This window comes from Stutzerimonas stutzeri, from assembly GCF_038561965.1.
In the GTDB taxonomy this organism is placed as follows: domain Bacteria; phylum Pseudomonadota; class Gammaproteobacteria; order Pseudomonadales; family Pseudomonadaceae; genus Stutzerimonas; species Stutzerimonas stutzeri_AA.
In genome coordinates this window covers 3646923-3673024 of sequence record NZ_CP139348.1, presented here as the reverse complement: position 1 = coordinate 3673024, position 26102 = coordinate 3646923, and the positions used below count along the sequence as shown (strand labels likewise).

Here is a 26102-nt window from a genome sequence, read left to right as displayed (position 1 = left end):
CCGCATGCTGCGATCCATGCCCAGCGGCAGCCTGCTGATGCTCGTGCTGTTCGTTGGCGTTCTGCTGTCGGCGATTGCGGTCGCTTACTGCGCGCACTGGAATCGGCAACTGCTCAACGAGCTCTACGGAGAGCTCAGTGTTCGTGACAAAGCTCAGGCTGAATGGGGCCGCCTGATCCTCGAGCAGAGCACCTGGACGGCGCACAGTCGTATCGAGACGCTGGCGACCGACCAGCTGCGCATGCACATCCCCGCGGCGGCAGACGTCAGGCTGGTGAAGCCATGATGAATCTGCAGGGCGCTCTTTACCCTTGGCGTTTTCGTATCGTACTGGCGCTGCTGGCGTTGCTCGTCGGCGCCATCGCCTGGCGCATCGTCGATCTCCAAGTGATGGATCAGGGCTTCCTCAAGGGGCAGGGCGATGCTCGCAGCGTTCGTCATATCCCAATTCCGGCGCACCGAGGACTGATTACCGATCGCAACGGTGAACCGCTCGCTGTAAGCACCCCGGTCACCACCCTCTGGGGGAACCCGAAGGAGTTGCAGGCTGCGCGTGCGCGTTGGCCGGAGCTGGCCAAGGCGCTGAGCCAAGATGCCGCTACCTTGAGCGAACGCCTGCAGTCACAGGCGGCCCGGGAGTTCATCTATCTGGTACGCGGCCTCACTCCAGAGCAGGGGCAGGATGTCCTTGATCTGAAGATTCCAGGGGTCTATGCCCAGGAAGAATTCCGTCGCTTCTATCCGGCGGGTGAAGTGGCTGCCCACGTGGTGGGCTTCACCGACATTGATGATCGTGGCCGTGAAGGTATGGAACTCGCCTATGACGAGTGGCTTGCCGGTGTGCCGGGCAAACGCCAGGTGCTCAAGGACCGCCGTGGACGTCTGATCAAGGACGTACAGGTGACGAAGAACGCCAAAGCCGGCAAGGCCATGGCGTTGTCGATTGATCTTCGACTGCAGTACCTCGCCCACAGTGAGCTGCGCAACGTGGTGCACGAGTACGGCGCCAAGGCTGCCAGCCTGGTGATGGTCGACGTCAAGACCGGCGAGATTCTCGCCATGGCCAATCAGCCCACCTACAACCCGAACAATCGCCGCAATCTGCAACCGGCTGCGATGCGCAATCGCGCCATGATCGATGTCTTCGAGCCTGGCTCGACGGTCAAACCATTCAGCATTGCCGCAGCGTTAGGCACTGGCAAGTACAAGCCTGATTCGGTCGTCAACACGCTGCCAGGATGGATGCGCATCGGTCGCTACACCATCCGTGACGTCTCGCGTGGCGGCATGCTCTCGTTGACCGGCATTCTGATGAAGTCGAGCAACGTGGGGATCAGCAAGATTGCCCTGGATATCGGCGCCGAGCCGGTTTATGCCGTGATGCAGCAGGCCGGCTTCGGCCAGGACACTGGGCTCGGCTTCCCGGGCGAGCGAGTCGGCAACCTGCCCAATCATCGTAAGTGGCGGGATGCGGAGACCGCATCGCTGGCCTACGGCTATGGCTTGTCGGTAACAGCCGTTCAGCTGGCTCATGCCTATGCAGTGCTGGGCAATCAGGGCTCGAACGTTCCGCTTTCCCTGCTGCGCCTGGATCGGCCACAAGATGGTGTGCAGGTCATCGACAAGCAAATTTCGGGCATCGTCCTGCAGATGTTGCGTGCGGTCGTCGAAGAGGAAGGCGGTGGTGGTGCCAGGGCCAAGGTGCCGGGCTATCACGTCGGCGGCAAGAGCGGTACCGCGAAGAAGATCTCCGGTACTGGCGGCTATACCAAGGACGCCTATCGCTCGTTCTTTGCCGGCGTTGCACCGCTTTCCAACCCGCGAATCGCTGCAGTGATCGTCGTGGATGAGCCAAGCAAGGGCCAGTACTACGGTGGTCTGGTCGCCGCGCCGGTCTTCGGCAAGGTGATGGCGCGGGCGCTGCGCCTGATGAACGTCGCCCCGGACAATCTGCCTCCGCCTGCCGACCTGCAGACTGCCGAAGCGGCGAAAGGCAAGGGAGGGCGCATCTAATGCCTATGCCGTTGAGTCACCTGCTGCCCCAAGCTGGCCGCGATGTGTTGATTCGCGAGCTGACGCTCGACAGCCGCAAGGTCCGCGGCGGCGACCTGTTCCTCGCGGTGCCGGGTTTGCAATTCGACGGTCGAGATCACGTTCAGGATGCGATTGCGCGTGGTGCTGCTGCGGTTGCATTTGAAGCGGAAGGGCTAGACCAGCCGTTGACCGGCAACGCAGTCATGGTGCCGGTACATCATCTGGCCAGTCAGCTGTCGACAATCGCTGGGCGTTTTTATGGCGAGCCGAGTCGCAATCTTCGCCTGGCTGGCGTCACCGGAACCAACGGCAAGACCAGCGTCAGTCAATTGATCGCTCAGGCACTCGATCGGCTCGGTGAGCCCTGCGGCATCATCGGTACGCTGGGCACCGGCTTTCATGGTCAGCTTAAGCTGGGTCGGCATACAACGCCGGACGCCATCGGAGTACAGGCGACGCTGGCCAACCTGAAACAGGAAGGCGCCCGCGCGGTCGCGATGGAAGTTTCCTCGCATGGGCTGGATCAGGGGCGCGTCGCGGCGCTGGATTTCGATGTCGCTGTTTTCACCAACCTGTCGCGCGACCATCTCGATTATCACGGCACCATGGAGGCCTACGGCGCCGCCAAGGCGCGCCTGTTCGACGTGCCCGGCTTGAGCTGCCGCGTCATCAATCTTGACGATGGCTTCGGTCGCGCGCTGGCCGGCGAAGATCGCGAGTCACGGCTGATCACCTACAGCCTGGAAGACCCGTCGGCCTACCTCTACTGTGCCGAGGCGCGGCTCGATGACGATGGCATTCATGCACGCCTGATCACGCCGCAGGGCGAGCGCTCTATGCGCAGCCCGTTGCTGGGGCGCTTTAATGTGAGCAACGTTCTGGCTGCAGTTGGCGCTCTGCTCGGCATGGATTATCCGTTGGATGAAGTCCTCGCAGTGCTGCCAGAGCTCGAGGGCCCTGCCGGTCGTATGCAGCGTCTGGGTGGCGGAGATCTTCCGCTGGTTGTCGTGGACTATGCCCACACGCCCGATGCTCTGGAAAAAGTACTTACCGCGCTGCGCCCCCACGCGACCGGCAGACTGCTCTGCCTGTTCGGTTGCGGCGGCGACCGTGATACCGGCAAGCGCCCCTTGATGGCCGCGGTTGCAGAGCGTCTGGCCGACGGAATAGTGGTTACCGACGACAATCCGCGTAACGAAGCGCCAGAGCGCATTGTTGCGGATATCCGTTCAGGTTTCGCCAATCCTGCGGCGGTGACCTTCACCCACGGTCGAGCCCGGGCGATTGCCAGCCTGATCGCGGCTGCGCGCATCGAAGACGTGGTGGTTCTCGCGGGTAAAGGTCACGAGGACTATCAGGAAATTCGCGGCGAGCGCCTGCCGTTCTCTGATATCGAGGAAGCCGTTACCGCACTGTCCATCTGGGAGAAGCCCAATGCTTGAAGCAACGCGCCTGAGCGAGCTGCAACAACCATTGTCCGGTCGTTTGGTCGGGGCGGATGCCAGCTTTGCAGCGGTCAGTACCGATAGCCGCGCTATCGAACCGGGTCAGCTATTCATCGCGCTGACCGGGCCTCGCTTCGACGGGCACGCCTATCTGGCGGACGTTGCCGCGAAAGGTGCTGTCGCGGCGCTCGTCGAGCGCGAGGTCGAGTCTTCACCGCTGCCTCAACTGGTGGTTGCCGATACCCGCGCGGCACTGGGACGCATGGGCGCGAGCAATCGCGACGCCTTTACCGGGCCGGTTGCCGCCATCACCGGCTCCAGCGGAAAGACCAGCGTGAAGGAAATGCTCGCCAGCATTTTGCGTAGTGCATACGGGCAGAACGCCGTGCTGGCGACTCGCGGTAATCTCAATAACGACCTGGGCGCACCACTGACGCTGCTCGAGTTGAGCACTGAGCACCGCGCCGCGGTCATCGAACTCGGCGCCTCGCGGCCAGGCGACATTGCCTACACCGTGAAGCTGGTACGCCCGGATGTCAGTCTGATCACCAACGCAGGGACCGCCCATGTCGGCGAGTTCGGCGGCCCGCACAAGATCGTCGAAGCCAAAGGCGAGATTCTCGACGGTTTGACTGAAAGCGGTATCGCCGTGCTGAACCGCGATGACAAGGCCTATCCAATCTGGGCCGAGCGTGTCGCCGGCAAACGCATCGTCTCCTTCGGGCTGGCCAATCCGCTTGCCGATTTCTCAGCCGGCTCGATCGCCTACGATCAGCGCGGTTGCCCGAGCTTCGTACTGACTGGCCCGTTGGGCAACCTCCGTGTCCAGCTCAATCTGCTGGGCCGCCATAACGTAGCCAATGCTCTGGCAGCCGCCGCGGCGGCCTATGCGCTGGGTGTCGACGCCAATGCCGTTGTCGCCGGGCTGCAGCAACTGCAACCGGTCAAGGGTCGCGCCGTGGCGCAAATGCTGGCCAATGGCGTGCGCCTGATCGACGACAGCTACAACGCCAATCCGGCGTCGATCTGCGCCGCGATCGACGTACTGGCAAGCTTCGCCGGTCGCACCATCCTTGCATTGGGTGACATGGGCGAGCTGGGCGAATGGGCCGAGCAGGGCCATCGCGAGGTTGGCGCATACGCGGCTGGCAAGGTCGACACCCTCTATGCGGTAGGCCCGCTGATGGCCCATGCGGTACAGGCGTTTGGTCCGGGGGCGCGGCATTTTGCCGACCAGGCCAGCCTCATCGATAGCCTGCGTGCCGAACAGGGCAGCGGCACCACCATTCTGATCAAGGGCTCACGTAGCGCGGCGATGGACAAAGTCGTCGATGCGCTCGCTGGGCCATCCATGGAGAAACACTGATGCTGCTGCTGCTCGCCGAGTATCTGCAACAGTTCCACAAGGGCTTCGCGGTCTTTCAGTACCTGTCGCTGCGTGGAATTCTCGGCGTCCTCACCGCCCTCGTGCTGTCGCTGTGGATGGGCCCTTGGCTGATCCGCACGTTGCAGCTACGCCAGATCGGGCAATCGGTACGTACCGATGGCCCGCAGTCGCATTTGTCGAAATCCGGCACTCCGACCATGGGGGGGGCGCTGATCCTCAGCGCCATCGGTATCAGCACCTTGCTCTGGGCAGACCTGGCCAACCGTTATGTCTGGGTTGTGCTGGCGGTGACGCTGCTGTTCGGCGCGGTTGGCTGGGTCGATGACTACCGCAAGGTGATCGAGAAAAACTCCCGGGGCCTGCCGAGCCGCTGGAAGTACTTCTGGCAGTCCGTCTTTGGTCTTGGCGCAGCAATCTTCCTTTATATGACTGCGCAAACGCCGGTCGAAACTACGCTGATTCTACCGCTGCTGAAGAACATCGAGATCCCGCTGGGGATCGGCTTCGTGGTGCTGACCTATTTCGTCATCGTCGGATCGAGCAATGCGGTCAACCTCACCGACGGGCTCGATGGTCTGGCGATCATGCCGACCGTGATGGTCGGTGGCGGCCTGGGCATCTTCTGCTACCTGTCCGGCAACGTTAACTTCGCCGAATACCTGTTGATCCCTTATATCCCCGGTGCGGGTGAACTGATCGTCTTCTGTGGTGCACTGATCGGCGCGGGTCTCGGTTTTCTCTGGTTCAACACCTATCCAGCCCAAGTGTTCATGGGCGATGTCGGCGCGCTGGCGCTGGGCGCCGCGCTGGGCACCATTGCCGTGATCGTTCGCCAGGAAGTGGTGCTGTTCATCATGGGCGGTGTGTTCGTGATGGAAACCCTGTCGGTGATGATCCAGGTCGCCAGCTTCAAGCTGACCGGCAAGCGCGTGTTCCGCATGGCGCCGATCCATCACCATTTCGAACTCAAAGGCTGGCCCGAACCTCGGGTAATCGTGCGCTTCTGGATCATTACCGTGATTCTGGTGCTCGTTGGCCTTGCCACCCTGAAATTGAGGTAATCGAGAGTGCTCATCGCTTCCGACCAGTTCCGCATCGTTGTCGGCCTCGGCAAGAGCGGCATGTCCCTGGTACGCCACCTGGCGCGCCGAGGGCTGCCGTTTGCCGTTGCCGATACCCGTGCGAACCCGCCGGAACTGGCCACGCTCAAGACCGAGTATCCGAACGTGCAGGTACGTTGCGGAGAACTGGACATCGAGTTTCTCTGCACTGCTAGTGAACTGCTGGTGAGCCCGGGGCTGGCGGTCAGTACTCCCGCCCTGCAGCAAGCCGCCGCCCGCGGAGTCAAGCTATCAGGCGATATCGAACTGTTCGCCCGCGAAGCCAAGGCGCCGATCATCGCGATCACCGGTTCCAATGCCAAGAGCACCGTAACCACGCTGGTTGGCGAGATGGCCGCGGCGGCTGGGCGCAAGGTGGCGGTCGGCGGCAACCTGGGTACACCGGCGCTCGATCTGCTCGCCGACGATGTCGAGCTTTATGTGTTGGAGCTTTCCAGCTTTCAGCTGGAAATCACCGAACAGCTCAACGCCGAGGTGGCGACCTGCCTGAACATCAGTGAAGACCACATGGACCGCTACAGCGGGCTGCCGGCCTATCACCAGGCCAAGCATCGGATCTTCCGCGGTGCGCGACAGGTCGTGATCAATTGCGACGACCGCCTCAGCCGGCCATTGGTGGGTGACGACGTACCGACCTGGACCTTTGGCCTGGGCAAGCCGGACTTCAAGGGTTTCGGCCTGTTCGAAGAGAAGGGCGATAAATACCTGGCCTTCCAATTCGACGCGCTGATGCCGGTTCGGGAGCTGAAGATGCGCGGCGCGCACAACCACTCCAACGCGCTGGCGGCGCTGGCGCTGGGACATGCGGTCGGCCTGCCGTTCGAGCGAATGCTCGAGACACTGCGCCAATTCGCCGGTTTGCCGCATCGCTGCCAATGGGTCGGGCAACGCGGTGATGTCGCCTACTACGATGATTCCAAGGCGACCAATGTCGGCGCTGCGCTGGCCGCGATCGAAGGTCTGGGCGCCGATATCGAAGGCAAACTGGTGCTGATTGCCGGTGGCGACGGCAAGGGTGCTGACTTCTCCGGACTGCGCGCGCCAATCGCGCGTTACTGCCGAGCCGTTGTGCTGCTCGGTCGTGATGCGCAGCGTCTGGCCGAAGCCCTGGCCGGGGCAACCATATTGGTGCATGTCGCCAGCCTGGAGGAGGCCGTTCAGCGCGCCGCCGAATGCGCTGAGGCAGGCGATGCGGTGTTGCTCTCGCCAGCCTGTGCCAGTCTGGACATGTTCAAGAATTTCGAAGAGCGCGGCCGCCTGTTTGCCGCTGCGGTGGAGGCGCTCGACTGATGCTCGCCTTCCTGCGCAATGCACCTTCACCCCTGTTCGGCCGCCGCGGTCTGGATCTGGACTTCCCCATGCTCGCCGGCTGCCTGGCATTGCTCGGCCTCGGCCTGGTGATGATTACTTCGGCGTCCTCGGAAGTGGCTGCGGTCAACGCAGGCAACCCGCTGTACCACATGAGCCGCCACCTCATATACGTGTTGCTGGGCCTCGGCGCCGGTGCCGCGATGCTGCTGGTACCGTTGTCCGCCTGGCAGCGCCTGGACTGGATGCTGCTGCTGGCGGCATTCGGGCTACTGATTCTGGTATTGCTGCCAGGGATCGGTCGTGAGGTGAACGGCTCGATGCGCTGGATTGGTTTCGGTGCGTTCAACGTTCAACCATCCGAGCTGGCCAAGGTATTCGTGGTGATCTACCTGGCCGGCTATCTGGTGCGCCGCCAGGAAGAAGTCCGCGAGAGCATGTGGGGCTTTGCCAAACCGTTCCTGGTGTTGCTGCCTATGGCTTTCCTCCTGCTGCTGGAGCCGGACTTCGGTGCCACGGTAGTCATGATGGGCGCCGCGGTTGCGATGCTGTTTCTCGGCGGCGTCGGGATGATCCGCTTCAGTCTGCTGGTAATTGCGGCGGTCGGTGCCGTGGTGGTGCTGGTACAGACTCAGGAATATCGTCTGCAGCGCCTGATCACCTTCACAGACCCCTGGGCAGACCAGTACGGCGCCGGCTATCAGCTGACCCAGGCTCTGATTGCCTTTGGGCGTGGCGAGTGGCTCGGTGTCGGCCTGGGCAACAGCGTACAGAAGCAGTTCTATCTGCCCGAAGCGCATACGGACTTCGTTTTTTCGGTGCTGGCAGAAGAGCTGGGCATGGTCGGCGCGCTGGCGACCATCGCGCTGTTCGCTTTCGTTGGCATTCGTGCTCTGTATATCGGTCTCTGGGCAGAAAAGGCCCGGCAGTTCTTCGCCGCTTACGTTGCCTGGGGCTTGGCAGCCCTCTGGCTGGGTCAGTTCCTGATCAACGTCGGGGTTAATGTCGGTCTACTGCCGACCAAGGGCCTGACGCTGCCTTTCCTGAGTTATGGCGGCAGTTCGCTGGTCGTGACCTGCGCGAGCATGGCTCTGCTGCTGCGCATCGAGTGGGAAAGCCGCACTGTGCTGGGAAGCGAGGACACCGATTTCGTCGAGGCCGACTTCGCCGAGCCACCGGCCAAGGAGGCTGCTCATGGCCGGTAACGTTCTGATCATGGCGGGCGGCACCGGTGGTCACGTCTTCCCCGCGCTGGCCTGCGCTCGTGAGTTCCAAGCACGCGGCTACGCCGTGCATTGGCTCGGCACGCCGCGTGGCATCGAGAACGAGTTGGTGCCGGCGGCGGGTCTGCCGCTGCACCTGATTCAGATCAGCGGGTTGCGCGGCAAGAACCTCGCATCGCTGATCAAGGCGCCGCTGCAGTTGATTCGCTCGCTGTTCCAGGCGCGCCGCATCGTCCGCGAGCTGCGGCCGGTCTGTGTGTTGGGTATGGGTGGTTATGTCACCGGGCCTGGCGGGCTGGCTGCCAAGCTGGCAGGTGTGCCGTTGGTGATTCACGAGCAGAATGCTGTGGCCGGCACTGCCAACCGCAGCCTGGTGCCGCTTTCAAGCCGTGTCTGCGAGGCTTTCCCGGATACCTTCAAGGCCAGCGCCAAGCGTCGCACCACGGGCAACCCGGTGCGTGAAGAGCTGTTTCTGGAAACCCCTCGCGACAGCCTGATCGGCCGCCGGCCGCGACTGTTGGTGCTGGGTGGCAGCCTGGGCGCCGAACCGTTGAACAAGCTGTTGCCTGCTGCCTTGGCGCAGCTACCGCTGGAACTGCGTCCGGAAGTGTTCCATCAGGCTGGCAAGCAGCACGCAGAACTGACTACGGGGCGCTACGCAGAAGTTGCAGTCGAGGCCGAGGTCGCACCTTTCATCAAGGATATGGCACGTGCCTACGCCTGGGCCGATCTGGTCATCTGCCGCGCCGGCGCGCTCACTGTGTGCGAGCTGGCCGCTGCAGGCCTGCCGTCGTTCCTGGTGCCGCTGCCTCATGCGATCGACGATCACCAGACACGCAATGCCGAATATCTGGCGAAGGAGGGCGCTGCCGTCCTTCTGCCGCAAGCCAAGACTGATGCGGCCGCGCTTGCCGCTCAGCTGACCGAGGTAATGATGCAGCCGGAAAAACTCAAGGCCATGGGCGCCACCGCGCGCCGCCTGGCTCGGCCCGACGCCACCCGCAGTGTGGTCGAAATCTGCCTGGAGGTGGCCCATGGCTAAGTCTCCCGCCGCGGTGAAAGCGGAAGTACGCCGCATGCGCCGCATTCGTCGCATCCACTTCGTCGGTATCGGCGGGGTTGGCATGTGCGGCATTGCCGAGGTGCTGCTCAACTTGGGTTACGAGGTTTCGGGATCGGATCTCAAAGAGTCCGCCAGTACCGACCGCCTGCAGAGTTTCGGCGCGCAGATTTTCATCGGCCATCAGGCCGGTAACGTTGCGGGCGCCGATGTGCTGGTAGTCTCCAGCGCTGTGAATTCGGCCAACCCGGAAGTCGCCCTGGCGCTCGAGCAGCGTATCCCGGTTGTGCCGCGTGCGGAGATGCTCGCCGAGCTGATGCGCTATCGCCACGGCATTGCCGTCGCCGGCACTCACGGCAAGACCACCACCACCAGCCTGCTGGCGTCGGTGTTTGCCGCCGGAGGGCTCGATCCCACCTTCGTCATCGGTGGTCGCCTGACTGCGGCGGGCACCAACGCCCAGCTGGGCAGCAGCCGCTATCTGATCGCCGAGGCGGACGAGAGCGATGCCAGCTTCCTCCACCTGCAGCCGATGGTGGCGGTGGTGACCAATATCGACGCCGATCATATGAGCACCTATGGCGGCGATTTCGGCAAGCTGAAGAAAACCTTCGTCGAGTTCCTGCATAACCTGCCGTTCTATGGCCTGGCTGTGCTCTGCGTCGACGATCCGTTCGTGCGCGAGATCATTCCGCAGATTGGCCGGCCGACCACCACCTACGGTTTCAGCGAAGACGCTGACGTGCGCGCCATCAACATCCGCCAGGAAGGCATGCGCACCTATTTCACAGTACTGCGCGATGGCTGCGAACCGCTGGACGTGTCGGTGAACATGCCTGGCAACCACAATGTGCTCAACGCCTTGGCCACCATCGCGATCGCGACCGATGAAGGCATCGACGACGAGGCCATCGTTCGCGGGCTCGCCGAATTCGCTGGCGTCGGTCGTCGCTTCCAGGTGTACGGCGATCTGCCGGTCGAGAATGGCAGCGTGATGTTGGTCGATGACTATGGCCACCATCCGCGTGAAGTTGCCGCCGTGATCAAGGCAGTGCGTGGCGGTTGGCCGGAGCGGCGCCTGGTGATGGTCTATCAGCCGCACCGCTACAGCCGCACCCGCGACCTCTACGACGATTTCGTGCAGGTTCTGGGCGAATCCAATGTCCTGCTGCTGATGGAAGTCTACCCGGCAGGTGAGGAGCCCATTCCCGGCGCGGATAGCCGCCAGCTGTGTCATAGCATCCGCCAACGCGGGCAGTTGGACCCGATCTATGTCGAGCGTGGCGTCGACCTGGCGCCGTTGGTCAAGCCGTTGCTGCGCGCTGGTGACATTCTGCTTTGCCAGGGGGCCGGCGATATCGGCGGGCTGGCACCTCAACTGTTGAGAAGCCCGCTGTTCGGCGGCGATGGTTCCACGAGGAAATCGCAATGACTGCCCTGCATTCGACGCGCGACCCGAAGACGTTCGGTCGGGTTGCCGTGCTCTTCGGCGGCAAGAGTGCCGAACGCGAAGTGTCCCTGAAGTCCGGCGCCGCAGTGCTCGCTGCTTTGCAGGAAGGGGGCGTCGATGCCTTCGGCATTGATGCCGCCGATGACCTGTTGCAGCGCCTGAGCAGCGAGCGGATCGATCGTGCCTTTATCGTCCTGCACGGTCGTGGCGGCGAAGACGGCAGCATGCAGGGCCTGCTGGAATGCGCCGGCATTCCCTACACCGGCAGTGGCATCCTGGCCTCGGCCCTGGCCATGGACAAGCTGCGTACCAAGCAGGTGTGGCAGAGCCTTGGCCTGCCGACGCCGCAACATGCGGTGCTGGCTAGCGAGGACGATTGCAAAGCCGCGGCCGATACGTTGGGTTTTCCGCTGATCGTCAAGCCGGCGCATGAGGGTTCGAGCATCGGCATGGCCAAGGTCGCGGATCTCGCCGCGCTGATCGACGCTTGGCGCGCAGCGAGCGCCTACGATTCGCAAGTGCTGGTCGAGCAGTGGATCCAGGGCCCTGAATTCACTGTGGCCGTATTGCATGGGCAGGTGTTGCCGCCGATCGGCCTGGGCACACCGCACAGCTTCTACGACTACGACGCCAAGTACCTGGCCTCCGATACCCAGTACCGAATCCCCTGTGGTCTCGATGCTGGTCGGGAGGAGGAACTCAAGGTGCTGTCGGCTCGCGCCTGCGAAGCGGTTGGCATTCGTGGTTGGGCTCGGGTCGACGTGATGCAGGATGCCGGTGGCGATTTCTGGCTGCTGGAAGTGAACACCGTGCCCGGCATGACCGATCACAGCCTGGTACCGATGGCGGCGCGCGCTACCGGTCTGGATTTCCAGCAGTTGGTCCTGAGCATTCTCGATGACAGCCTCGAGGCGGGGAACTAACCATGATTGCGACGCTGCGCCACTCGCAACCCGGTAGCGGCCGTGCTTCGCGCAAGCCCGCGCAGCGGGGCGCGAGCCGCCTGGTGCAACCGCAGCCGCTGTCACAGCGCCTGCCGAAGCCGAATTTCGCCGGGCTGAAGCGTTTCGTCTGGCCGGTACTGCTGGTCGGGCTGGTGGTCGGGCTCTACGAGCTGGGTGAGCGGCTGTTGCCTTACGCCGACCGGCCGATCGCGAAGGTCAGCGTGCAGGGCGAACTGGGCTATGTAAGCCGCGAGGCGGTCCAGCAGCGTATCGCGCCTTTCGTCGAGCAGAGTTTCTTCAAGGTTGATCTGAACGCGATGCGTCACCAACTCGAACAGATGCCCTGGATCGCACATGTCGAAGTTCGTCGCGTCTGGCCGGACCAGGTAATGGTGCGTCTGGATGAGCAATTGCCGATTGCCCGTTGGGGGGGCGAAGCATTGCTTAACAATAAAGGACAGGCTTTCTCGCCGGATGACCTGAGCCGATATGAACACTTGCCACATTTATATGGTCCGAAGCGGGCCCAACAGCGTGTCATGCAGCAATACCAGATGCTCAGCCAGATGCTGCGCCCGCTGGGATTCTCCATTTCCCGTCTCGAACTGCGTGAACGTGGGAGCTGGTTCCTGACCACCAATCAGGGCATCGAGTTACTGCTGGGGCGGGACCAGGTTGTAGAAAAAATGCGTCGCTTCACTGCCATCTATCAAAAGGCGCTGGAGCAGGAAAGCGAAAAGATCGCACGGATCGATCTGCGCTATGCGAACGGCCTGGCCGTTGCCTGGCATGAGCCGATCCCGACTGCGACGGATACGACCGTCGCTGCGAAGAATTGAGGAATGAAACACATGTCGAGCGTGCAAAGCGGCAAGATGATCGTCGGCCTGGACATTGGCACCTCCAAGGTGGTGGCGCTGGTCGGTGAAGTGACCGCCGACGGCGAACTGGAAATCGTGGGAATCGGTACCCATCCTTCCCGCGGTTTGAAGAAGGGCGTGGTGGTCAATATCGAATCCACCGTGCAGTCGATCCAGCGCGCGATCGAAGAAGCCCAGCTGATGGCTGGCTGCCGCATCCATTCGGCCTTCGTTGGTCTGGCCGGTAACCATATTCGCAGCCTGAATTCCCATGGCATCGTCGCGATTCGCGACCGCGAGGTCAGTACCGCCGATCTGGAGCGCGTCCTCGATGCAGCCCAGGCCGTGGCGATCCCGGCTGATCAGCGCGTACTGCACACGCTGCCGCAGGATTATGTGATCGACAACCAGGAAGGCGTGCGTGAGCCCCTGGGCATGTCCGGTGTGCGCCTGGAGGCCAAGGTCCATGTGGTCACCTGTGCGGTGAATGCTGCGCAGAACGTCGAGAAGTGCGTGCGTCGCTGCGGTCTCGAGGTGGACGACATTATCCTCGAGCAACTGGCTTCGGCGCATGCCGTGCTGACTGATGATGAGAAAGAACTGGGTGTCTGCCTTGTAGACATCGGCGGTGGCACCACTGATATCTGCATCTTCACCGAAGGCGCGATTCGTCATACGGCGGTCATTCCGATCGCGGGCGACCAGGTCACCAATGACATTGCCATGGCACTGCGCACGCCGACTCAGTATGCCGAAGAGATCAAGATTCGCTATGCTTGCGCGTTGGCCAAGCTGGCAGGCGCAGGCGAGACCATCAAGGTCCCTAGTGTCGGCGATCGTCCGCCGCGCGAGCTCTCTCGCCAGGCTTTGGCAGAGGTTGTCGAGCCGCGTTACGACGAGCTGTTCACCCTGATCCAGGCCGAACTGCGGCGCAGCGGTTACGAGGATCTGGTCCCGGCCGGGATCGTTCTCACTGGCGGTACAGCGAAGATGGAAGGAGCCATCGACCTGGCCGAGGAAATCTTTCACATGCCGGTGCGCCTTGGCGTGCCGCACAGCGTCAAGGGACTGAGCGACGTAGTACGCAACCCAATCTATTCGACGGGCGTGGGCCTGCTGCTGTACGGACTGCACAAGCAGACCGACGGCCTTCCCGTGCCTGGTATCGGCAATTTCGCCGAGGAATCAAAGACGTCTGTTCTGGACCGGCTCAAGGGCTGGATTCAGGGCAATTTTTAAGCAGTGCGCTGTAAAACCAAAACTAGAAAGCTGGAAGGAGAGAGGGAAATGTTCGAACTCGTAGATCATACCCCGCAAAGTGCAGTCATCAAGGTCATCGGTGTCGGTGGCGGTGGCGGCAATGCCGTGAACCATATGGTTCGCAACAACGTCGAAGGCGTCGAATTCATTTGCGCCAATACCGACGCCCAGGCGCTCAAGAAGGTTGAAGCGCGCACCGTGCTGCAGCTCGGCTCCGCCATCACCAAGGGTCTGGGCGCTGGTACCAACCCGGACATCGGCCGTCAGGCCGCGATGGAAGACCGTGAGCGCATTGCCGAAGTGCTGGAAGGCGCAGACATGGTGTTCATCACCACCGGCATGGGTGGTGGCACCGGTACCGGCGCTGCGCCGATCATTGCTTCGGTAGCCAAGGAAATGGGCATCCTTACCGTCGCTGTGGTCACCCGTCCGTTCCCCTTCGAGGGCCGTCGCCGCATGCAGGTAGCCGATGAAGGCATCCGCGCGCTTTCCGATTGCGTCGATTCCTTGATCACTATACCCAACGAGAAACTGCTGACCATTCTCGGCAAAGACGCCAGCCTGCTGGCCGCCTTCGCCAAGGCCGATGACGTGCTGGCCGGAGCCGTTCGCGGTATCTCCGACATCATGCAGCGTCCGGGCCTGATGAACGTCGACTTCGCCGACGTCAAGACCGTCATGGGCGAGATGGGTATGGCGATGATGGGTACTGGCTGCGCAACTGGCCCGAACCGGGCTCGCGAGGCTACTGAAGCGGCCATTCGCAACCCGCTGCTGGAAGACGTCAACCTGCAGGGCGCCCGCGGCATCCTGGTGAACATCACTGCCGGTCTGGACCTGTCGCTGGGCGAGTACGCCGCAGTAGGCGAGATCATCGAAGCCTTCGCGTCCGATGAGGCCACCGTAAAGGTTGGTGCAGTCATCGATCCGGATATGACCGACGAGCTGCACGTTACCGTCGTCGCGACCGGTCTCGGTCCGCGCAACGAGAAACCGGTCAAGGTCGTCGACAACACCGTGCATGCCACTGTTGCCGCTTCTGCTGCTCCGGCCCCGCGCCAGCATGAGCACGCCGCAGTCAACTACCGTGACCTGGAGCGCCCGACCGTGATGCGTAATCAGGCGCATGCAGCTGCCACTGCAGCCAAGCTGAACCCGCAGGAGGATCTGGATTATCTGGATATCCCTGCGTTCCTGCGTCGTCAGGCCGATTGATTGAATTTATCAGGAGTATTGTTGTGATTGGTGTTCAGCAAACTGGGCTTCTGCTATTATCGCCCTCACTTGTTGAAAACAATTCGCAACTAGCGCTATAGCGAAGCAAAAGGCCATGATCAGACAACGCACACTAAAGAACATCATTCGCGCCACTGGCGTCGGCTTGCATTCGGGAGAGAAGGTTTATCTCACCCTGAAACCGGCACCGGTGGATACTGGAATCGTGTTCTGTCGTACCGACCTCAATCCGCCTGTGGAGATCCCAGCGCGGGCTGAGAACGTTGGCGAAACCACCATGTCCACGACGCTGGTCAATGGTGACGTCAAGGTCGACACAGTGGAACATTTGCTATCGGCAATGGCCGGCTTGGGGATCGACAATGCCTACGTCGAGCTCTCTGCGTCGGAAGTGCCGATCATGGACGGTAGCGCTGGGCCTTTCGTATTCCTGATTCAATCCGCCGGCCTGCAGGAGCAGGACGCCCACAAGAAGTTCATCCGCATCAAGCGTGAAGTGTCTGTCGAGGAGGGTGACAAGCGCGCTACCTTCCTGCCATTCGACGGCTTCAAGGTGAGTTTCGAGATCGATTTCGACCATCCGGTTTTCAAGGGCCGCACCCAGACTGCCAGTGTGGATTTCTCGAGCACTTCTTTCGTCAAAGAAGTCAGCCGTGCACGCACCTTCGGGTTCATGCGCGACATCGAGTTCCTCCGCTCGCACAATCTGGCGCTCGGCGGCAGTGTTGAAAACGCCATTGTGGTGGACGAAACCAGCGTGCTCAACGAAGACGGTCTGCGTTACGAGGACGAATTCGTGAAGCACAAGATTCTCGATGCCATTGGTGATCTTTACTTGTTGGGAACCAGCCTGATCGGCGAATTCCGCGGCTATAAATCCGGCCACGCGTTGAACAACCGCTTGCTACGCACCCTGATGGAACAGAAGGATGCGTGGGAACTGGTGACCTTCGATGACCCGCAGACCGCACCGATCTCCTACATGCGTCCGGTGGCAGCCGGCTAAGCTGTACCTCTCTTCCTAAATTTAAGGCCACCTTCGGGTGGCCTTTTTTTATTTGCTTTTCAACCAAGTCGACGCGCCGACATGTGGCCGTCAAGCCCCACGCTGGCGCGCAGACTGGGCTGCCTAGTTCATGCCGTCCAGCAAGCCTGCCAGATCGTCGGCGTGCTCTTCTTCCTGGGCTAGGATGTCCTCGAAGATGCGCCGCGTAGTGGGGTCCTTGTCGCCAATGTACTGGACGATCTCCCGGTAGCTGTCGATCGCGATGCGCTCGGCGACCAGATTCTCAAAGACCATGTCACGCAGGCCATTCCCTTCGGCGTACTGCGCGTGAGCGCGTTCAGTGAGGTTGTCAGGGTTGAAATCGGGTGCGCCACCGAGCTGCACGATGCGTTCGGCGAGCCGATCGGCGTGCTCCTGTTCTTCGTTGGCGTGCTCAAGGAACTCGTCGGCGGCAGCGCTCGACTTCAATCCTGTGGCCATGTAGTAGTGGCGCTTGTAGCGCAGATAACAAACCAGTTCGGTTGCCAGCGCTTCGTTCAACAGATTGATCACGACTTCTCGATCAGCCGAATAGCTCTCGGTGACGGCGCCGTTCTCGACATGTTGGCGAGCCCGCTCGCGCAGACTTTGCTTATCACTCAGTTGTACGTAACTCATCGCCATCTCCTGGTCTAGGTTCACCGCAGTTGCGGTGCTTCACGGTTCGCCAATTGAGATCGGGATGCTGGCGAAAAGTTTAGCCGGCCACCTCGGTCGGTGGTGGGCGCTCGGGTTCGGACTGGCCGGGGCCGGGCTCGTCAATGGGCACGGGCTCGGCTGGATCTTCGCGTTTGGGATTGCCTTCGGGGGGAGGGGGTTGCTGGTTCGTCATCGGTATCAAACCTCAGCTCAGAGCCCGTAGCAGTTCGTCTTTGCGCATCTTCGAGCGGCCGCGAATGTCTCGTTCGCGGGCCTTGTCCATCAGCTCATCGCGGGTCATGTCGGCTAGGGCTGTGCTGGAGGACTTCGAACTGCTTGCCGATCCGCTGTTCGGCGATTTGCCCTTGCGGGCATCGGCGGCGCGGTGGGCTGAATCCTTGCGTTCGGCGCGCTTGGTGGTTTCGCTCTTGTTCTTGCCTGATCCACCCTTACGCTCGCCACCACCGGATTGCTTGTTGACGGTGGCCCAGGCGCGGGCTTCGGCCTCCTTCTCGGATACGCCACGCTCCTCGTAGCTTTCCTCGATGTGCTCGGCCTTGCGTTGCTGCTTGTCGGTGTACTTGCTCTTGTCTCCACGAGGCATGGCGGTCTCCTTGTAGCGGGCGCGGGGCTTGAAAGCCGGCCGTGCTTGTGTGCTTGTCTTCAGCGGCGCAGATTGCGCTGGTTCTCTTCGAGCTGCTTGCAGGTCAGGAAACCTTGCCCGTCCACTCGTCCGGCTCCATCGAAGCTGACGTAGTACGGCTGCTGCTTGCCGTCATGATTGAGGATGTAATCGTGGCAAAGCCCCGGCACTACGGCACGTGCGCTGGTCCTGGAGGGCTCGCCGCCGATGGCCAGCACCCTTGCCTGGGGCATGCCGTTCTCTACGTCGCGAACCAAAGGCTCGTCACGGAACGTGAACCGGTCCACCGGGTTCTGCACGTTTCCGGAACAGCCAACCAGCAATAACGCGGGAACCAGGGCGTAGACGGTGCGATTGAGCATCAGAAGTCCCTCCTAACAGGTAGACATACCTTTATGGCCACACGGTGGTCGGCAAGGTTCAATCCAGACGAGGCGGCCAGTTCAACGGTCTATCGGGCTGATGCGCCAGATGATATTGCCAACGTCGTCTGCGACCAGGAGCGCGCCGGTCTGGTCCGCCGCCACGCCGACAGGCCTACCCATTGCCTCGCCCGCGTCGTTGACGAAGCCGGTCAGTACATCTTCCGGCTGGCCGTCCGGCATACCCTCGCGGAACGGGATGAAAACCACCTTGTAACCACTGCGAGGTCTCCGGTTCCAAGACCCATGCTGACCGACGAACGCGCCGTTGTTGTAGCGCGGCGGCAACAGCTTGCCTTCATAAAAAGCGAGGCCGAGCGAGGCGGTGTGCGCGCCTAGGGCGTAGTCCGGCACGATGGCTCGCTTGACGAGGTCAGGGCGCTGAGGTTTAACGCGCTTATCGACGTGCTGGCCGAAGTAACTGTAGGGCCAGCCATAGAACCCGCCGTCCCTGACCGAGGTCATGTAGTCGGGCACCAGATCACTGCCGATCTCATCGCGTTCGTTCACCGTGGTCCACAGCGCACCGCTTTTCGGCTGCCAGGCAAGGCCGTTGGGGTTGCGCAAGCCTGATGCGAACAGGCGTATGGTTTTACGCTGCGGGTCGACTTCGAGGATGGCTGCACGATGCTCTTCGGCCTGCATGCCATTCTCGGCCACATTGCTGTTTGAGCCACTGGTGACGTACAGCAGCGAGCCGTCCCGGCTGGCGATAACGTTCTTGGTCCAGTGATGGTTGATCGGCCCGGCAGGCAAATCCACCACCTTCTCGCCAGTCGCAATAATGCGGGTGTCGCCTTGCTCGTACGGGAAGCGAAGGAGCGCATCGGTATTGGCTACGTAGAAGTCATTGCCAACCAGCGCCATGCCGAACGGTGAGTTGAGGTTTTCCAGAAAGACGCTCCGCTGCTCCGGCACACCATCGCCGTTAGCATCACGCAGCAAGGTGATGCGGTTGGCGCTAGGGCCGCCGGAGCCGGCACGGGCCATGATCTTCTTGGCGATCCAGCCGCGCAGGCCCTGGCTCTGCTCCTTTGCCGGCGCATCGCTTTCGGCTACCAGCACGTCCCCGTTGGGCAATACATGAATCCAGCGTGGGTGGTCCAGGCCACTGGCGAATGCATCCACGCGCAGGCCAGGCGCTGCCTGCGGTTTGCCACCTGGCGGCCAGCCCTTGGCCGGGGCGATGTGCACTGTTGGCAGGAGCGTCTTGTTCGGCTCCGGCAGCGCCGGCGCTGGACCGTAGCCTGATCCCACCGGGAGCTTCGCAGTTTCGCTGCAGCCTGCAATAACAAGCAGGCCGAAACCGAAGCAGAGGGCGACTCGAGCGTTGCGCATGTATTTATCCCCTGGTTGATTAGCCGCCTGCTACGTAGAGCGACCCGTTTGGCGGCGCTTACGAGCGGCGCGCAGAGCCGTATGGCGCTCCAGGCGCGGCATTAGCACGAAAATAGCCAGTGCTAGCAGGGTGCTCAGCACCGCGGTGGCTTCATGGCCGAGGCCGACGGCCACACCGATTGCCGCGGTAAGCCAGATGCCGGCTGCGGTGGTAAGGCCTTTGACGTCTTCCGCGGAGTTGCCCTTGAGGATAGTGCCTGCGCCAAGAAAGCCGATGCCGGTTACCAGGCCTTGTATCACCCGAGAAATTTCCTCGGCGCTCATCCCTGCCTGTACCGGCACCAGTACGAACAATGCGGCCCCAAGAGCCACCAGCATATGGGTGCGCAACCCTGCGGCCTTGCGTTTTCGTTCGCGCTCGTAACCGAGCAAACCGCCCAGAACTGATGCGATCAGCAACCGGCTGCTGACCCGTGTCGCATCCTCCAGATCAGTGATGTCGGAAAACTCAGAGGCGACAGTGCTGGAAATGATCGCCCACCATTCCATGTTCTTCTCCAGGCTGGTTCGGTTCTGATATGGAGTCGTGGGGGCGGCCCGGGTTCGCTAGTCGGTAACGCGGAAACGCAGCATGCCGATCATCTGTCCCGCCTCGGTGACGACGCGTACGCGCCAGCGCCCAGCAGGGTCTTGCGGAAAGTTGCGCTTGTGAGTCCAAGCACGGTAGCCGGCTTCGCGGCCACCGCTGATGTCGAGGGCGATGCGATCAACGCGCCGGCCGTTATGCGTCCACTCGTGGTAAATGCGTTCCTTCAGCCCGCGTGGTGCGTTGATCGCGGTATAGGCGTACAGACCGTTGGCCTGTAGCTCGGCGCTGCTTATCTCACGCAGCCCCTTGCCGGGTTTACGTTGTCGGTCATCAAGGCTCATGGTCACGGCGACATCGGTGAGCCAGAGGGTCGCAGGCGGCACCCAGGTTCGTCCCAGCCAGCCTGCCGCCCCGAGGGCGACAGCCAGAAGCACGATGCCAGGCACGGTGCGCCAGCTCCAGCGAGGGAATAATCCGCTGAGGCTCGGCAGCGCGAGCACCACCGCCACCACCAAGGCCAACTGGTAGCTCTGCGGGGTGGAGAGGTGAAAGATGATCGGCAGCGCAGTCAGCAGCACGGCGAACAGCGTCAGCGCGTGAAAACCCAGGTACACCCAGCGTCGCGGCGCCAGCCATCGGTAGTACAGCGGATCGATCAGCGACACGAGCGCCGCCATGCCGAGCAGCCCGGTGAATGCGGCCTGGCCGCTATTCCAAGTGGTGGTAATGGCGAAGAACGGAATGATGAAGAACAGGCTTTCCTGGTGCACCATCTGCGTCGCATAGCGCAGCAGCGGCGGCGGAACCTGCCAGCCGAACCAGCGCTGCAGATTGCGCCGCAGACTGGATTCGAGCACCAGCCAGAGCCAGCTGATCAGCATCACCAGGGCGACCACCTTGGCCAGGCCGGCATGGCGTTCCACCAGAACGAAGCTAGCCACCCCGGAAACGAACCCGAACAGCGCAACCGTGCCGGGATAGCGGCGGATCAGGCGGCTAGCCAGATCGATCAGGCGCGACAACAGGATTTTGAGAGGCATGCAGGTTCAGGTCCGAGTACTTCGTCATGCCGCGAGTATCGAGCATGCTCAGGCGGGTGCAAGTGAGCGCGAGGGGTGCAAGAACATGCGCGGCGGATTCACGCTTCAAACTGACCTATAGCATACGGCGGTTCGACCAAGCTGCTTAGTGCGCCTGAGGAACCTGCTGCGCCACCTCGGTTTGTTGTGGCATAGCCGAGGAGTGATGACTGGTAATCAACCACTGCTTGGCCTCATCAATCCATTTGTAGGTGAAGGTATAGCGCGCCGGTACGGTCGCTCCGTCAGCGAAGTGGAAACTGTAAAGTCCCGTATCGAGTGCACTGTTGCAGTCGATCATGATCATTCGCGAGACGATTTCACCTTTCGGTTTCAACGCCAGAAAGTGTTCGAAATAGTCCAGCTTGGCTTCCGGCGTTTGCCTGGGCGTATTGGACACCGTCGGCAGCAGGATCGAAACAGGCGCATAGTTTTCCACGACCCTTTGCGGTTCGCCCGATTGCACATCGGCATTCCAGCGATCGAACAGAGCAGCGACTTGCCCATCATCTATGGCCTGGCAGGCTTGGTTTTGTGCAAATGCCGCGAACGGGGCGAGGGAAAGTAGCAGGGGGAGGGCGTATTTCATGCTGTCACTCATAGCCGGTGGTCGTTTTGCGGACGGGCTCCGCAGCGGTGCTGCACATCGTGAATACGGCATGCCCGCTTGTGACCGTCCGGTCCCGCGGTCATTCCCGCCAACGGTCGATCAAGCGCGAAGAGCGGATTCGATCGCTTCGCGAACATCTGCATAAGAACGGGCCGTCTCCGGTGCCAGGCGAACGTGCGGCAGTCCAATCGTTTCGCACAGGCGATCCATGAATTCCTGCTCGGTATCTGGATCATCCAGATTGATGACGCAAACGGGGGTCAGATCTTCCCTCGCACATAGAACGAAATCAAACCGTGCCGCAGCGATACGGTTGTGCGCTTGGTACCAGTATGCCCGTCTGGGAACGGCAGTGATTTCCACCACCTCGGCGACGCTTACCTTCGGCAAGATTACGTATTGTTCCCCGGCCGTGCGTTGCAGCATCTCCAGCAGTTCGCGCTCTGCGGGCGAGAACAACGGGGCCTTGAGGCTGTACGGATACTGCAGTGCCGGATGGTTGAGCTGACGGTTCTTGACGAAAAAAACCAGTACGAAACAAACGAATGCCACCAGCGTGAGGGCGAGCCAGCTCATGAGCAGCTACCCCGGCGCAATGGCACTTCGCGAAGCCTTTCCATTTGACGCATGCGCGAACTCCCGGAATAAACCTATTCGTGTGAGTTCATGGCGGTTGATTGGTTCGCGCGCTTATCCACCAAAACTGTGCGCCGATCTGTGGATAACCTTGTATCGGTGGCTGCGAGCGCCGTAGCACTAATGCTGTGGGCTTCTGGTTAAAATTTGTCCGTTTCGCTTGGGAGTCGAAAATGTCCGGACTTTTGCACTGAGCGGGGCTTCATAGGAGAAGCGGCAATAGTTATCCACGATGGCTGTGGATTCTCATGTAGATAACGTGGGGGCGCAAGGCTGCAGGCTGGATGGCGCGTCGCCTGCAGCGACCCGGGTGGTTTTTGATCAGTGTCGGCCAGGGCCTGTTGGGCCTTATTGCGGTGCCGCTTTATCCCAGCGGCTGTGGGCGGGCGGCTGCCAAGCATCGAGTAACTGAATGAGCGCCTGTGGCTGGTCGCTTCGCTGCAGCATCTGGCGATGCTGGGGCCGCACGAAACCTTCCTCGACCAAGTGATCGAGGAAATGGCTGAGCTTGCTGTAGAAGTGATTGATATCCAGCAGCCCTAACGGCTTGGGGTGATAGCCGAGCTGACCCCAGGTCCAGATCTCGAACAGCTCCTCAAGCGTACCCAGCCCGCCGGGCAGGGCGATGAACGCGTCGGCCAGCTCTGCCATCCGCGCTTTGCGCGCATGCATTCCATCGACCACCTCAAGGCGAGTGAGGCCCGTATGGCCGACTTCGGCATCCTTAAGGCTCTGAGGAATGATGCCAATGACTTCGCCGCCGGCTGCAAGGGTGGCGTCTGCCACGACGCCCATCAGGCCGACGGCTCCGCCGCCGTAGACAAGCCGAACACCATTCTCAGCCAGCGTCCGGCCCAACGTGACAGCCGCTTGTGTGTATATCGGGTTGTTACCGGCGCTGGCGCCGCAAAAGACGCATATCGAGCTGAGGGGCATCGTCCACTCCATCTGTAAATGGGATGGCAGCGTAGCGCCGCGGTGGCGTATGACCAAGCGTCATCTGAGTTCGTCGGGGCTACTACCGCTTGAACCCAATGCGTAGTTAGCAAACAGAACCTTAAACATCTCCAGGTTGTGCATGGTTGCGCTCCTTTAGGCCGGTGCTCATCAAGTTAGCGGTCTGCGTGCCCGTTCGCCCGTAGCTTTTTTGCATCCCGTCGATAGCGTTCTATGTGGCTTGCCTTTATCCCCGTTTGCTGTGCACGTTCCTGTGGATAACCTCTTCATGCCTCGCTACGCGCGCCGGCAGTTCTAGCTGTGCGCGCTTTGTATGAAAAATGATCAACGACTCTTCCGCATCCTAATCTGTTGTTTTTAGGGTTTTTAATCCGCGGCAAAGCGTCCCACTTTCGTTATAGGTACGCGATAAATGTTGTCCACTTTAGCTGTGGAGCGTCTTGTGGATAACGTGGGGAAGCGAGGCGCTAGACGTAGTGCGGTGTGGCTTGCAGCGTTCCGGTTGAAAAATGATCAGCATGCTCAGCTTCGATCATGGGAAGGCATGAGCCCGGTATTTCGTTCGCCCAACCGCCACTGCAGGAATACGTTTGAGGGGATAAGCGACGCTGTGTCTCGTATGAGGCTCAGCGTGGCGAAGCGACATTCAGTCCTCAGGGCTGACCAGGCCCGTGCGCAGGGCATAGAGCACCAGCGATGGCACGTCGCGCAATTTGAGTCGGTCCATGATCTGCGCCCGGTGCGTGTCGACTGTTTTGACGCTCAAGCTCAGGCCGTTGGCTATGTCGCGGGTCGAGCAGCCCCGTGCGATCAGCCGCAGGATCTCTATCTGGCGCGGCGTCAGGCTGGGTGCGCTCGGCTGTTCGCGCTGGCCACCGTCGATAACTGCAGATTGAATCACCGTCTGGGCGATACCTGGGCTCAGGTAGGACTCGTTGCGTGACAGCGCCCCGAGTGCAAGCTCAAGCTCCTGTGCCGCCGCATCTTTGAGCAAGTAGCCACTCGCCCCCAGGCGCAACGCTTGCAGGACATAGTCTGCGGTTGTATGCATCGACAGGATCAGGATTTGCACCTTGGGAAATTCTGCGCGCCACTGGCGAAGGGCATCCAGGCCACTCATCTGTTTCATGCTGATATCCAGTAGCAGGATGTCTGGCTGCACCTGCGTGAGGATCTCGTGGACCTCGCTACCATCCGCGCCTTCGGCGACCACCTGATAACCGGGTTGGTCCTGTACCAGTGCGCGTAGGCCGGCTCTGACCAGCCCGTGATCGTCGATCAGTGCGACCCGTTTCATGTTGATTCTCCGTTGGGTGGGGCCTCGTCCGATATTGGCAGGCTTGCCGTCACTTGTGTGCCGACGCCGCTGAGGCTCGCTATGTTCAATTCTCCGCCGAGCGCTGCGGCACGCTCCTGCATGCTTGTCAGGCCCAGGCTTTGCGCGCGCGCGCATGCTGTCTTGATGTCGAAACCCTTGCCATCGTCGATTACCTCGACGCGCAATGCTTCCGGCGTTCGGCAGATCAGTACCCGCACGCTGCAATCGCCGGCATGTCGCGCAACGTTGTTTACCGCCTCCTGAACGATACGGAAGGCAACCAGGCTGACATTGGCAGGAAGAGCGACCGTTTCGCCATCGACCTTTAGCGTCCAGCGGGTTTGCGCGGCCTCGAGAAAGCGCGACAGATGCCAATGCACGGCGGCTGCCAGCCCCAGTGTCTCGAGTTGCAGCGGATGCAGGGCCAGGGACAGGCTGCGCACTTTGGTCAGTGTTTCGTCCGCCGCCTCAGTCAGTTGGTCGATCAGCCTGGCCAATGCCGGCTCATGCTCTAGTTTGCCAGCCACGCGCTGCAGATGAAGCTTCATACCGGTGAGCTGTTGCCCGATGTCGTCATGCAGGTCACGCGCGAGCTGACGGCGCTGGTTTTCCTGAACCGCCATCAAGCGCTGCGACAGGTGCTGCAGTCGCTGGTTGGCCTGTTCCAGCTCCAAGCGCATCCGCTCAGGTTCGCTGATGTCGCGTATCAGCAGAAGCACGTCCTGGTGACCGTCATTTTCCAGCGGAATTTCCGTCACCTCGGCTTGGAAAGAGGTCCCATCCAGGCGCACTAACCGGATATGGCGAAAACGGGCGGCTTCGATCAGGCCGCGCTGCAACTTGCTCAGTCGGTCGGCTTCGCGGGCGCGCTGGGCCGGATCAATGCAATGTTCCAGCTGCAACTCCCCTGATTGCGCTGCACCGGCAGGGTTGAACAACCCACAGGCTGCGGCATTGCTGTAATGCACGCGCCCGTCACGAACGATAACCAGCCCTTCCGGCAGGCTGGCGACCATGCTTTGGTAGACCTTTTGCTGGCGCTCGTGCGCTTCGTCGAGCACCGAGGCTGGAGGGAGAGGTTGGTCGAATGGCCTGGCCTTAACTGTTACCGCTTCTGCATTCGCAGGGTCTCGCTCGCTCAGGCGCCGAAGAAAGGCACCCGCCACCAGCCACAGAATGCCTGTCGAGAGCGCCAGTAAAATCGTCAGCTGCCAACCAGGGGCGTCCGCTAACAACTCGCGGGCTGCCCACCAGCTGACTACAACACTCAACAAGTGAAGCGCGGCGAGTCCCCAAGGCAGCCACCGCAGCAGGCGGCGGGAAATACGCTGGCGTTGTACTCGATCGGTAACACGCACTGTCATCAAAAACACGTTTCCTGATGGCTGTCTTTGGGCTCCTGCTGCTGGCCGCGGCCTGTTATCTCTTCACACAAGGGCCCTATTCAGCCTAGTCCGTGCAGTCGCAGCGGCAACGTAGAAATTGGTCCGCGGGTCGG

The 26102-nt window shown here is 61.4% G+C and carries 25 protein-coding genes; 14 read left to right on the top strand and 11 right to left on the bottom strand.

Annotated features, from left to right (window positions below; translation table 11 throughout):
• Positions 1-4 precede the first annotated feature (4 nt).
• The 14 genes from ftsL to lpxC all read left to right on the top strand — a co-directional run bounded on the left by ftsL (position 5) and on the right by lpxC (position 16334).
• Entirely contained in the window at positions 5-286 is a 282-nt protein-coding gene (ftsL, locus tag SM130_RS16880; RefSeq protein WP_272890452.1) for a cell division protein FtsL, read from the top strand.
• Positions 286-2013 (top strand): peptidoglycan D,D-transpeptidase FtsI family protein, encoded by a 1728-nt coding sequence (locus SM130_RS16875; protein ID WP_102824909.1) that lies wholly within the window; start codon positions 286-288, stop codon positions 2011-2013. Before ftsL ends, SM130_RS16875 begins: the two co-directional genes overlap by 1 nt.
• On the top strand, positions 2013-3476 hold the full coding sequence (locus SM130_RS16870; RefSeq protein ID WP_102824910.1) for a UDP-N-acetylmuramoyl-L-alanyl-D-glutamate--2,6-diaminopimelate ligase: 1464 nt from the start codon (positions 2013-2015) through the stop codon (positions 3474-3476). Before SM130_RS16875 ends, SM130_RS16870 begins: the two co-directional genes overlap by 1 nt.
• A complete protein-coding gene (locus SM130_RS16865; RefSeq protein WP_102824911.1) occupies positions 3469-4845 on the top strand; it encodes a UDP-N-acetylmuramoyl-tripeptide--D-alanyl-D-alanine ligase in 1377 nt (458 codons plus the stop codon). The genes SM130_RS16870 and SM130_RS16865 overlap by 8 nt, the downstream gene beginning before the upstream one ends.
• On the top strand, positions 4845-5927 hold the full coding sequence (mraY, locus tag SM130_RS16860; RefSeq protein ID WP_102824912.1) for a phospho-N-acetylmuramoyl-pentapeptide-transferase: 1083 nt from the start codon (positions 4845-4847) through the stop codon (positions 5925-5927). The genes SM130_RS16865 and mraY overlap by 1 nt, the downstream gene beginning before the upstream one ends.
• 6 nt (positions 5928-5933) lie before the next feature.
• Positions 5934-7277, top strand: coding sequence for a UDP-N-acetylmuramoyl-L-alanine--D-glutamate ligase (murD, locus tag SM130_RS16855; protein ID WP_102824913.1), 1344 nt, complete (start codon positions 5934-5936; stop codon positions 7275-7277).
• Positions 7277-8500, top strand: a complete 1224-nt coding sequence (gene ftsW, locus SM130_RS16850; protein WP_102824914.1) for a putative lipid II flippase FtsW — start codon at positions 7277-7279, stop codon at positions 8498-8500. The genes murD and ftsW overlap by 1 nt, the downstream gene beginning before the upstream one ends.
• Positions 8490-9560 (top strand): undecaprenyldiphospho-muramoylpentapeptide beta-N-acetylglucosaminyltransferase, encoded by a 1071-nt coding sequence (gene murG / locus SM130_RS16845; RefSeq protein WP_102824915.1) that lies wholly within the window; start codon positions 8490-8492, stop codon positions 9558-9560. Before ftsW ends, murG begins: the two co-directional genes overlap by 11 nt.
• Positions 9553-11010, top strand: a complete 1458-nt coding sequence (gene murC / locus SM130_RS16840; protein WP_102824916.1) for a UDP-N-acetylmuramate--L-alanine ligase — start codon at positions 9553-9555, stop codon at positions 11008-11010. The genes murG and murC overlap by 8 nt, the downstream gene beginning before the upstream one ends.
• Positions 11007-11951, top strand: coding sequence for a D-alanine--D-alanine ligase (locus SM130_RS16835; RefSeq protein ID WP_102824917.1), 945 nt, complete (start codon positions 11007-11009; stop codon positions 11949-11951). Before murC ends, SM130_RS16835 begins: the two co-directional genes overlap by 4 nt.
• 2 nt (positions 11952-11953) lie before the next feature.
• Positions 11954-12811, top strand: a complete 858-nt coding sequence (locus SM130_RS16830) for a cell division protein FtsQ/DivIB (protein ID WP_102824918.1) — start codon at positions 11954-11956, stop codon at positions 12809-12811.
• A gap of 12 nt (positions 12812-12823) precedes the next feature.
• Positions 12824-14071 (top strand): cell division protein FtsA, encoded by a 1248-nt coding sequence (gene ftsA / locus SM130_RS16825; protein WP_102824919.1) that lies wholly within the window; start codon positions 12824-12826, stop codon positions 14069-14071.
• A gap of 48 nt (positions 14072-14119) precedes the next feature.
• The gene (gene ftsZ / locus SM130_RS16820; protein WP_102824920.1) at positions 14120-15307 is read left to right on the top strand and encodes a cell division protein FtsZ; all 1188 of its coding nucleotides are present in this window, start codon (positions 14120-14122) and stop codon (positions 15305-15307) included.
• A 115-nt stretch (positions 15308-15422) separates the two neighbouring features.
• Entirely contained in the window at positions 15423-16334 is a 912-nt protein-coding gene (lpxC, locus tag SM130_RS16815) for a UDP-3-O-acyl-N-acetylglucosamine deacetylase (protein ID WP_102824921.1), read from the top strand.
• Between the two features lie 123 nt (positions 16335-16457).
• Here lpxC and SM130_RS16810 read toward each other — a convergent pair whose 3' ends face one another.
• The 11 genes from SM130_RS16810 to SM130_RS16760 all read right to left on the bottom strand — a co-directional run bounded on the left by SM130_RS16810 (position 16458) and on the right by SM130_RS16760 (position 25665).
• Positions 16458-16991 carry a ferritin-like domain-containing protein gene (locus SM130_RS16810; protein WP_102824922.1) on the bottom strand — a complete coding sequence of 178 codons (534 nt, stop codon included), beginning with the start codon at positions 16989-16991 and terminating at the stop codon, positions 16458-16460.
• A gap of 226 nt (positions 16992-17217) precedes the next feature.
• A complete protein-coding gene (locus SM130_RS16805) occupies positions 17218-17616 on the bottom strand; it encodes a Rho termination factor N-terminal domain-containing protein (RefSeq protein WP_102824923.1) in 399 nt (132 codons plus the stop codon).
• Between the two features lie 59 nt (positions 17617-17675).
• Positions 17676-18017, bottom strand: a complete 342-nt coding sequence (gene osmE, locus SM130_RS16800) for an osmotically-inducible lipoprotein OsmE (RefSeq protein WP_102824924.1) — start codon at positions 18015-18017, stop codon at positions 17676-17678.
• Between the two features lie 81 nt (positions 18018-18098).
• Entirely contained in the window at positions 18099-19415 is a 1317-nt protein-coding gene (locus SM130_RS16795; RefSeq protein ID WP_102824925.1) for a PQQ-dependent sugar dehydrogenase, read from the bottom strand.
• A 30-nt stretch (positions 19416-19445) separates the two neighbouring features.
• The gene (locus SM130_RS16790; RefSeq protein ID WP_102824926.1) at positions 19446-19964 is read right to left on the bottom strand and encodes an MgtC/SapB family protein; all 519 of its coding nucleotides are present in this window, start codon (positions 19962-19964) and stop codon (positions 19446-19448) included.
• A gap of 57 nt (positions 19965-20021) precedes the next feature.
• Positions 20022-21044, bottom strand: coding sequence for a DUF5924 family protein (locus SM130_RS16785; protein WP_102824927.1), 1023 nt, complete (start codon positions 21042-21044; stop codon positions 20022-20024).
• A 145-nt stretch (positions 21045-21189) separates the two neighbouring features.
• A complete protein-coding gene (locus SM130_RS16780; RefSeq protein WP_102824928.1) occupies positions 21190-21672 on the bottom strand; it encodes a protein kinase in 483 nt (160 codons plus the stop codon).
• Between the two features lie 120 nt (positions 21673-21792).
• Positions 21793-22269, bottom strand: a complete 477-nt coding sequence (locus SM130_RS16775) for a DUF2726 domain-containing protein (protein ID WP_102824929.1) — start codon at positions 22267-22269, stop codon at positions 21793-21795.
• Positions 22270-22677: 408 nt separating this feature from the next.
• Positions 22678-23265 (bottom strand): TIGR00730 family Rossman fold protein, encoded by a 588-nt coding sequence (locus SM130_RS16770; protein ID WP_102824930.1) that lies wholly within the window; start codon positions 23263-23265, stop codon positions 22678-22680.
• Between the two features lie 667 nt (positions 23266-23932).
• Complete coding sequence (locus SM130_RS16765) at positions 23933-24583, bottom strand: response regulator (protein ID WP_102824931.1); 651 nt, start codon at positions 24581-24583, stop codon at positions 23933-23935.
• Positions 24580-25665: a histidine kinase gene (locus SM130_RS16760; protein ID WP_181019251.1), complete on the bottom strand. Its 1086-nt coding sequence runs from the start codon at positions 25663-25665 to the stop codon at positions 24580-24582. The genes SM130_RS16765 and SM130_RS16760 overlap by 4 nt, the downstream gene beginning before the upstream one ends.
• Positions 25666-26102: the final 437 nt, after the last annotated feature.

Coding starts and splice junctions, on each gene's coding strand:
- SM130_RS16765 (WP_102824931.1), bottom strand. CDS start 24,583: ATGAAACGGGTCGCACTGATCGACGATCACGGGCTGGTCAGAGCCGGC.
- lpxC (WP_102824921.1), top strand. CDS start 15,423: ATGATCAGACAACGCACACTAAAGAACATCATTCGCGCCACTGGCGTC.
- ftsL (WP_272890452.1), top strand. CDS start 5: ATGCTGCGATCCATGCCCAGCGGCAGCCTGCTGATGCTCGTGCTGTTC.
- SM130_RS16790 (WP_102824926.1), bottom strand. CDS start 19,964: ATGGAATGGTGGGCGATCATTTCCAGCACTGTCGCCTCTGAGTTTTCC.
- SM130_RS16835 (WP_102824917.1), top strand. CDS start 11,007: ATGACTGCCCTGCATTCGACGCGCGACCCGAAGACGTTCGGTCGGGTT.
- SM130_RS16830 (WP_102824918.1), top strand. CDS start 11,954: ATGATTGCGACGCTGCGCCACTCGCAACCCGGTAGCGGCCGTGCTTCG.
- murG (WP_102824915.1), top strand. CDS start 8,490: ATGGCCGGTAACGTTCTGATCATGGCGGGCGGCACCGGTGGTCACGTC.
- SM130_RS16805 (WP_102824923.1), bottom strand. CDS start 17,616: ATGCCTCGTGGAGACAAGAGCAAGTACACCGACAAGCAGCAACGCAAG.
- SM130_RS16770 (WP_102824930.1), bottom strand. CDS start 23,265: ATGCCCCTCAGCTCGATATGCGTCTTTTGCGGCGCCAGCGCCGGTAAC.
- ftsZ (WP_102824920.1), top strand. CDS start 14,120: ATGTTCGAACTCGTAGATCATACCCCGCAAAGTGCAGTCATCAAGGTC.
- SM130_RS16775 (WP_102824929.1), bottom strand. CDS start 22,269: ATGAGCTGGCTCGCCCTCACGCTGGTGGCATTCGTTTGTTTCGTACTG.
- mraY (WP_102824912.1), top strand. CDS start 4,845: ATGCTGCTGCTGCTCGCCGAGTATCTGCAACAGTTCCACAAGGGCTTC.
- SM130_RS16870 (WP_102824910.1), top strand. CDS start 2,013: ATGCCTATGCCGTTGAGTCACCTGCTGCCCCAAGCTGGCCGCGATGTG.
- SM130_RS16795 (WP_102824925.1), bottom strand. CDS start 19,415: ATGCGCAACGCTCGAGTCGCCCTCTGCTTCGGTTTCGGCCTGCTTGTT.
- ftsW (WP_102824914.1), top strand. CDS start 7,277: ATGCTCGCCTTCCTGCGCAATGCACCTTCACCCCTGTTCGGCCGCCGC.
- murC (WP_102824916.1), top strand. CDS start 9,553: ATGGCTAAGTCTCCCGCCGCGGTGAAAGCGGAAGTACGCCGCATGCGC.
- SM130_RS16780 (WP_102824928.1), bottom strand. CDS start 21,672: ATGAAATACGCCCTCCCCCTGCTACTTTCCCTCGCCCCGTTCGCGGCA.
- SM130_RS16785 (WP_102824927.1), bottom strand. CDS start 21,044: ATGCCTCTCAAAATCCTGTTGTCGCGCCTGATCGATCTGGCTAGCCGC.
- SM130_RS16810 (WP_102824922.1), bottom strand. CDS start 16,991: ATGAGTTACGTACAACTGAGTGATAAGCAAAGTCTGCGCGAGCGGGCT.
- SM130_RS16865 (WP_102824911.1), top strand. CDS start 3,469: ATGCTTGAAGCAACGCGCCTGAGCGAGCTGCAACAACCATTGTCCGGT.
- SM130_RS16875 (WP_102824909.1), top strand. CDS start 286: ATGAATCTGCAGGGCGCTCTTTACCCTTGGCGTTTTCGTATCGTACTG.
- osmE (WP_102824924.1), bottom strand. CDS start 18,017: ATGCTCAATCGCACCGTCTACGCCCTGGTTCCCGCGTTATTGCTGGTT.
- ftsA (WP_102824919.1), top strand. CDS start 12,824: ATGTCGAGCGTGCAAAGCGGCAAGATGATCGTCGGCCTGGACATTGGC.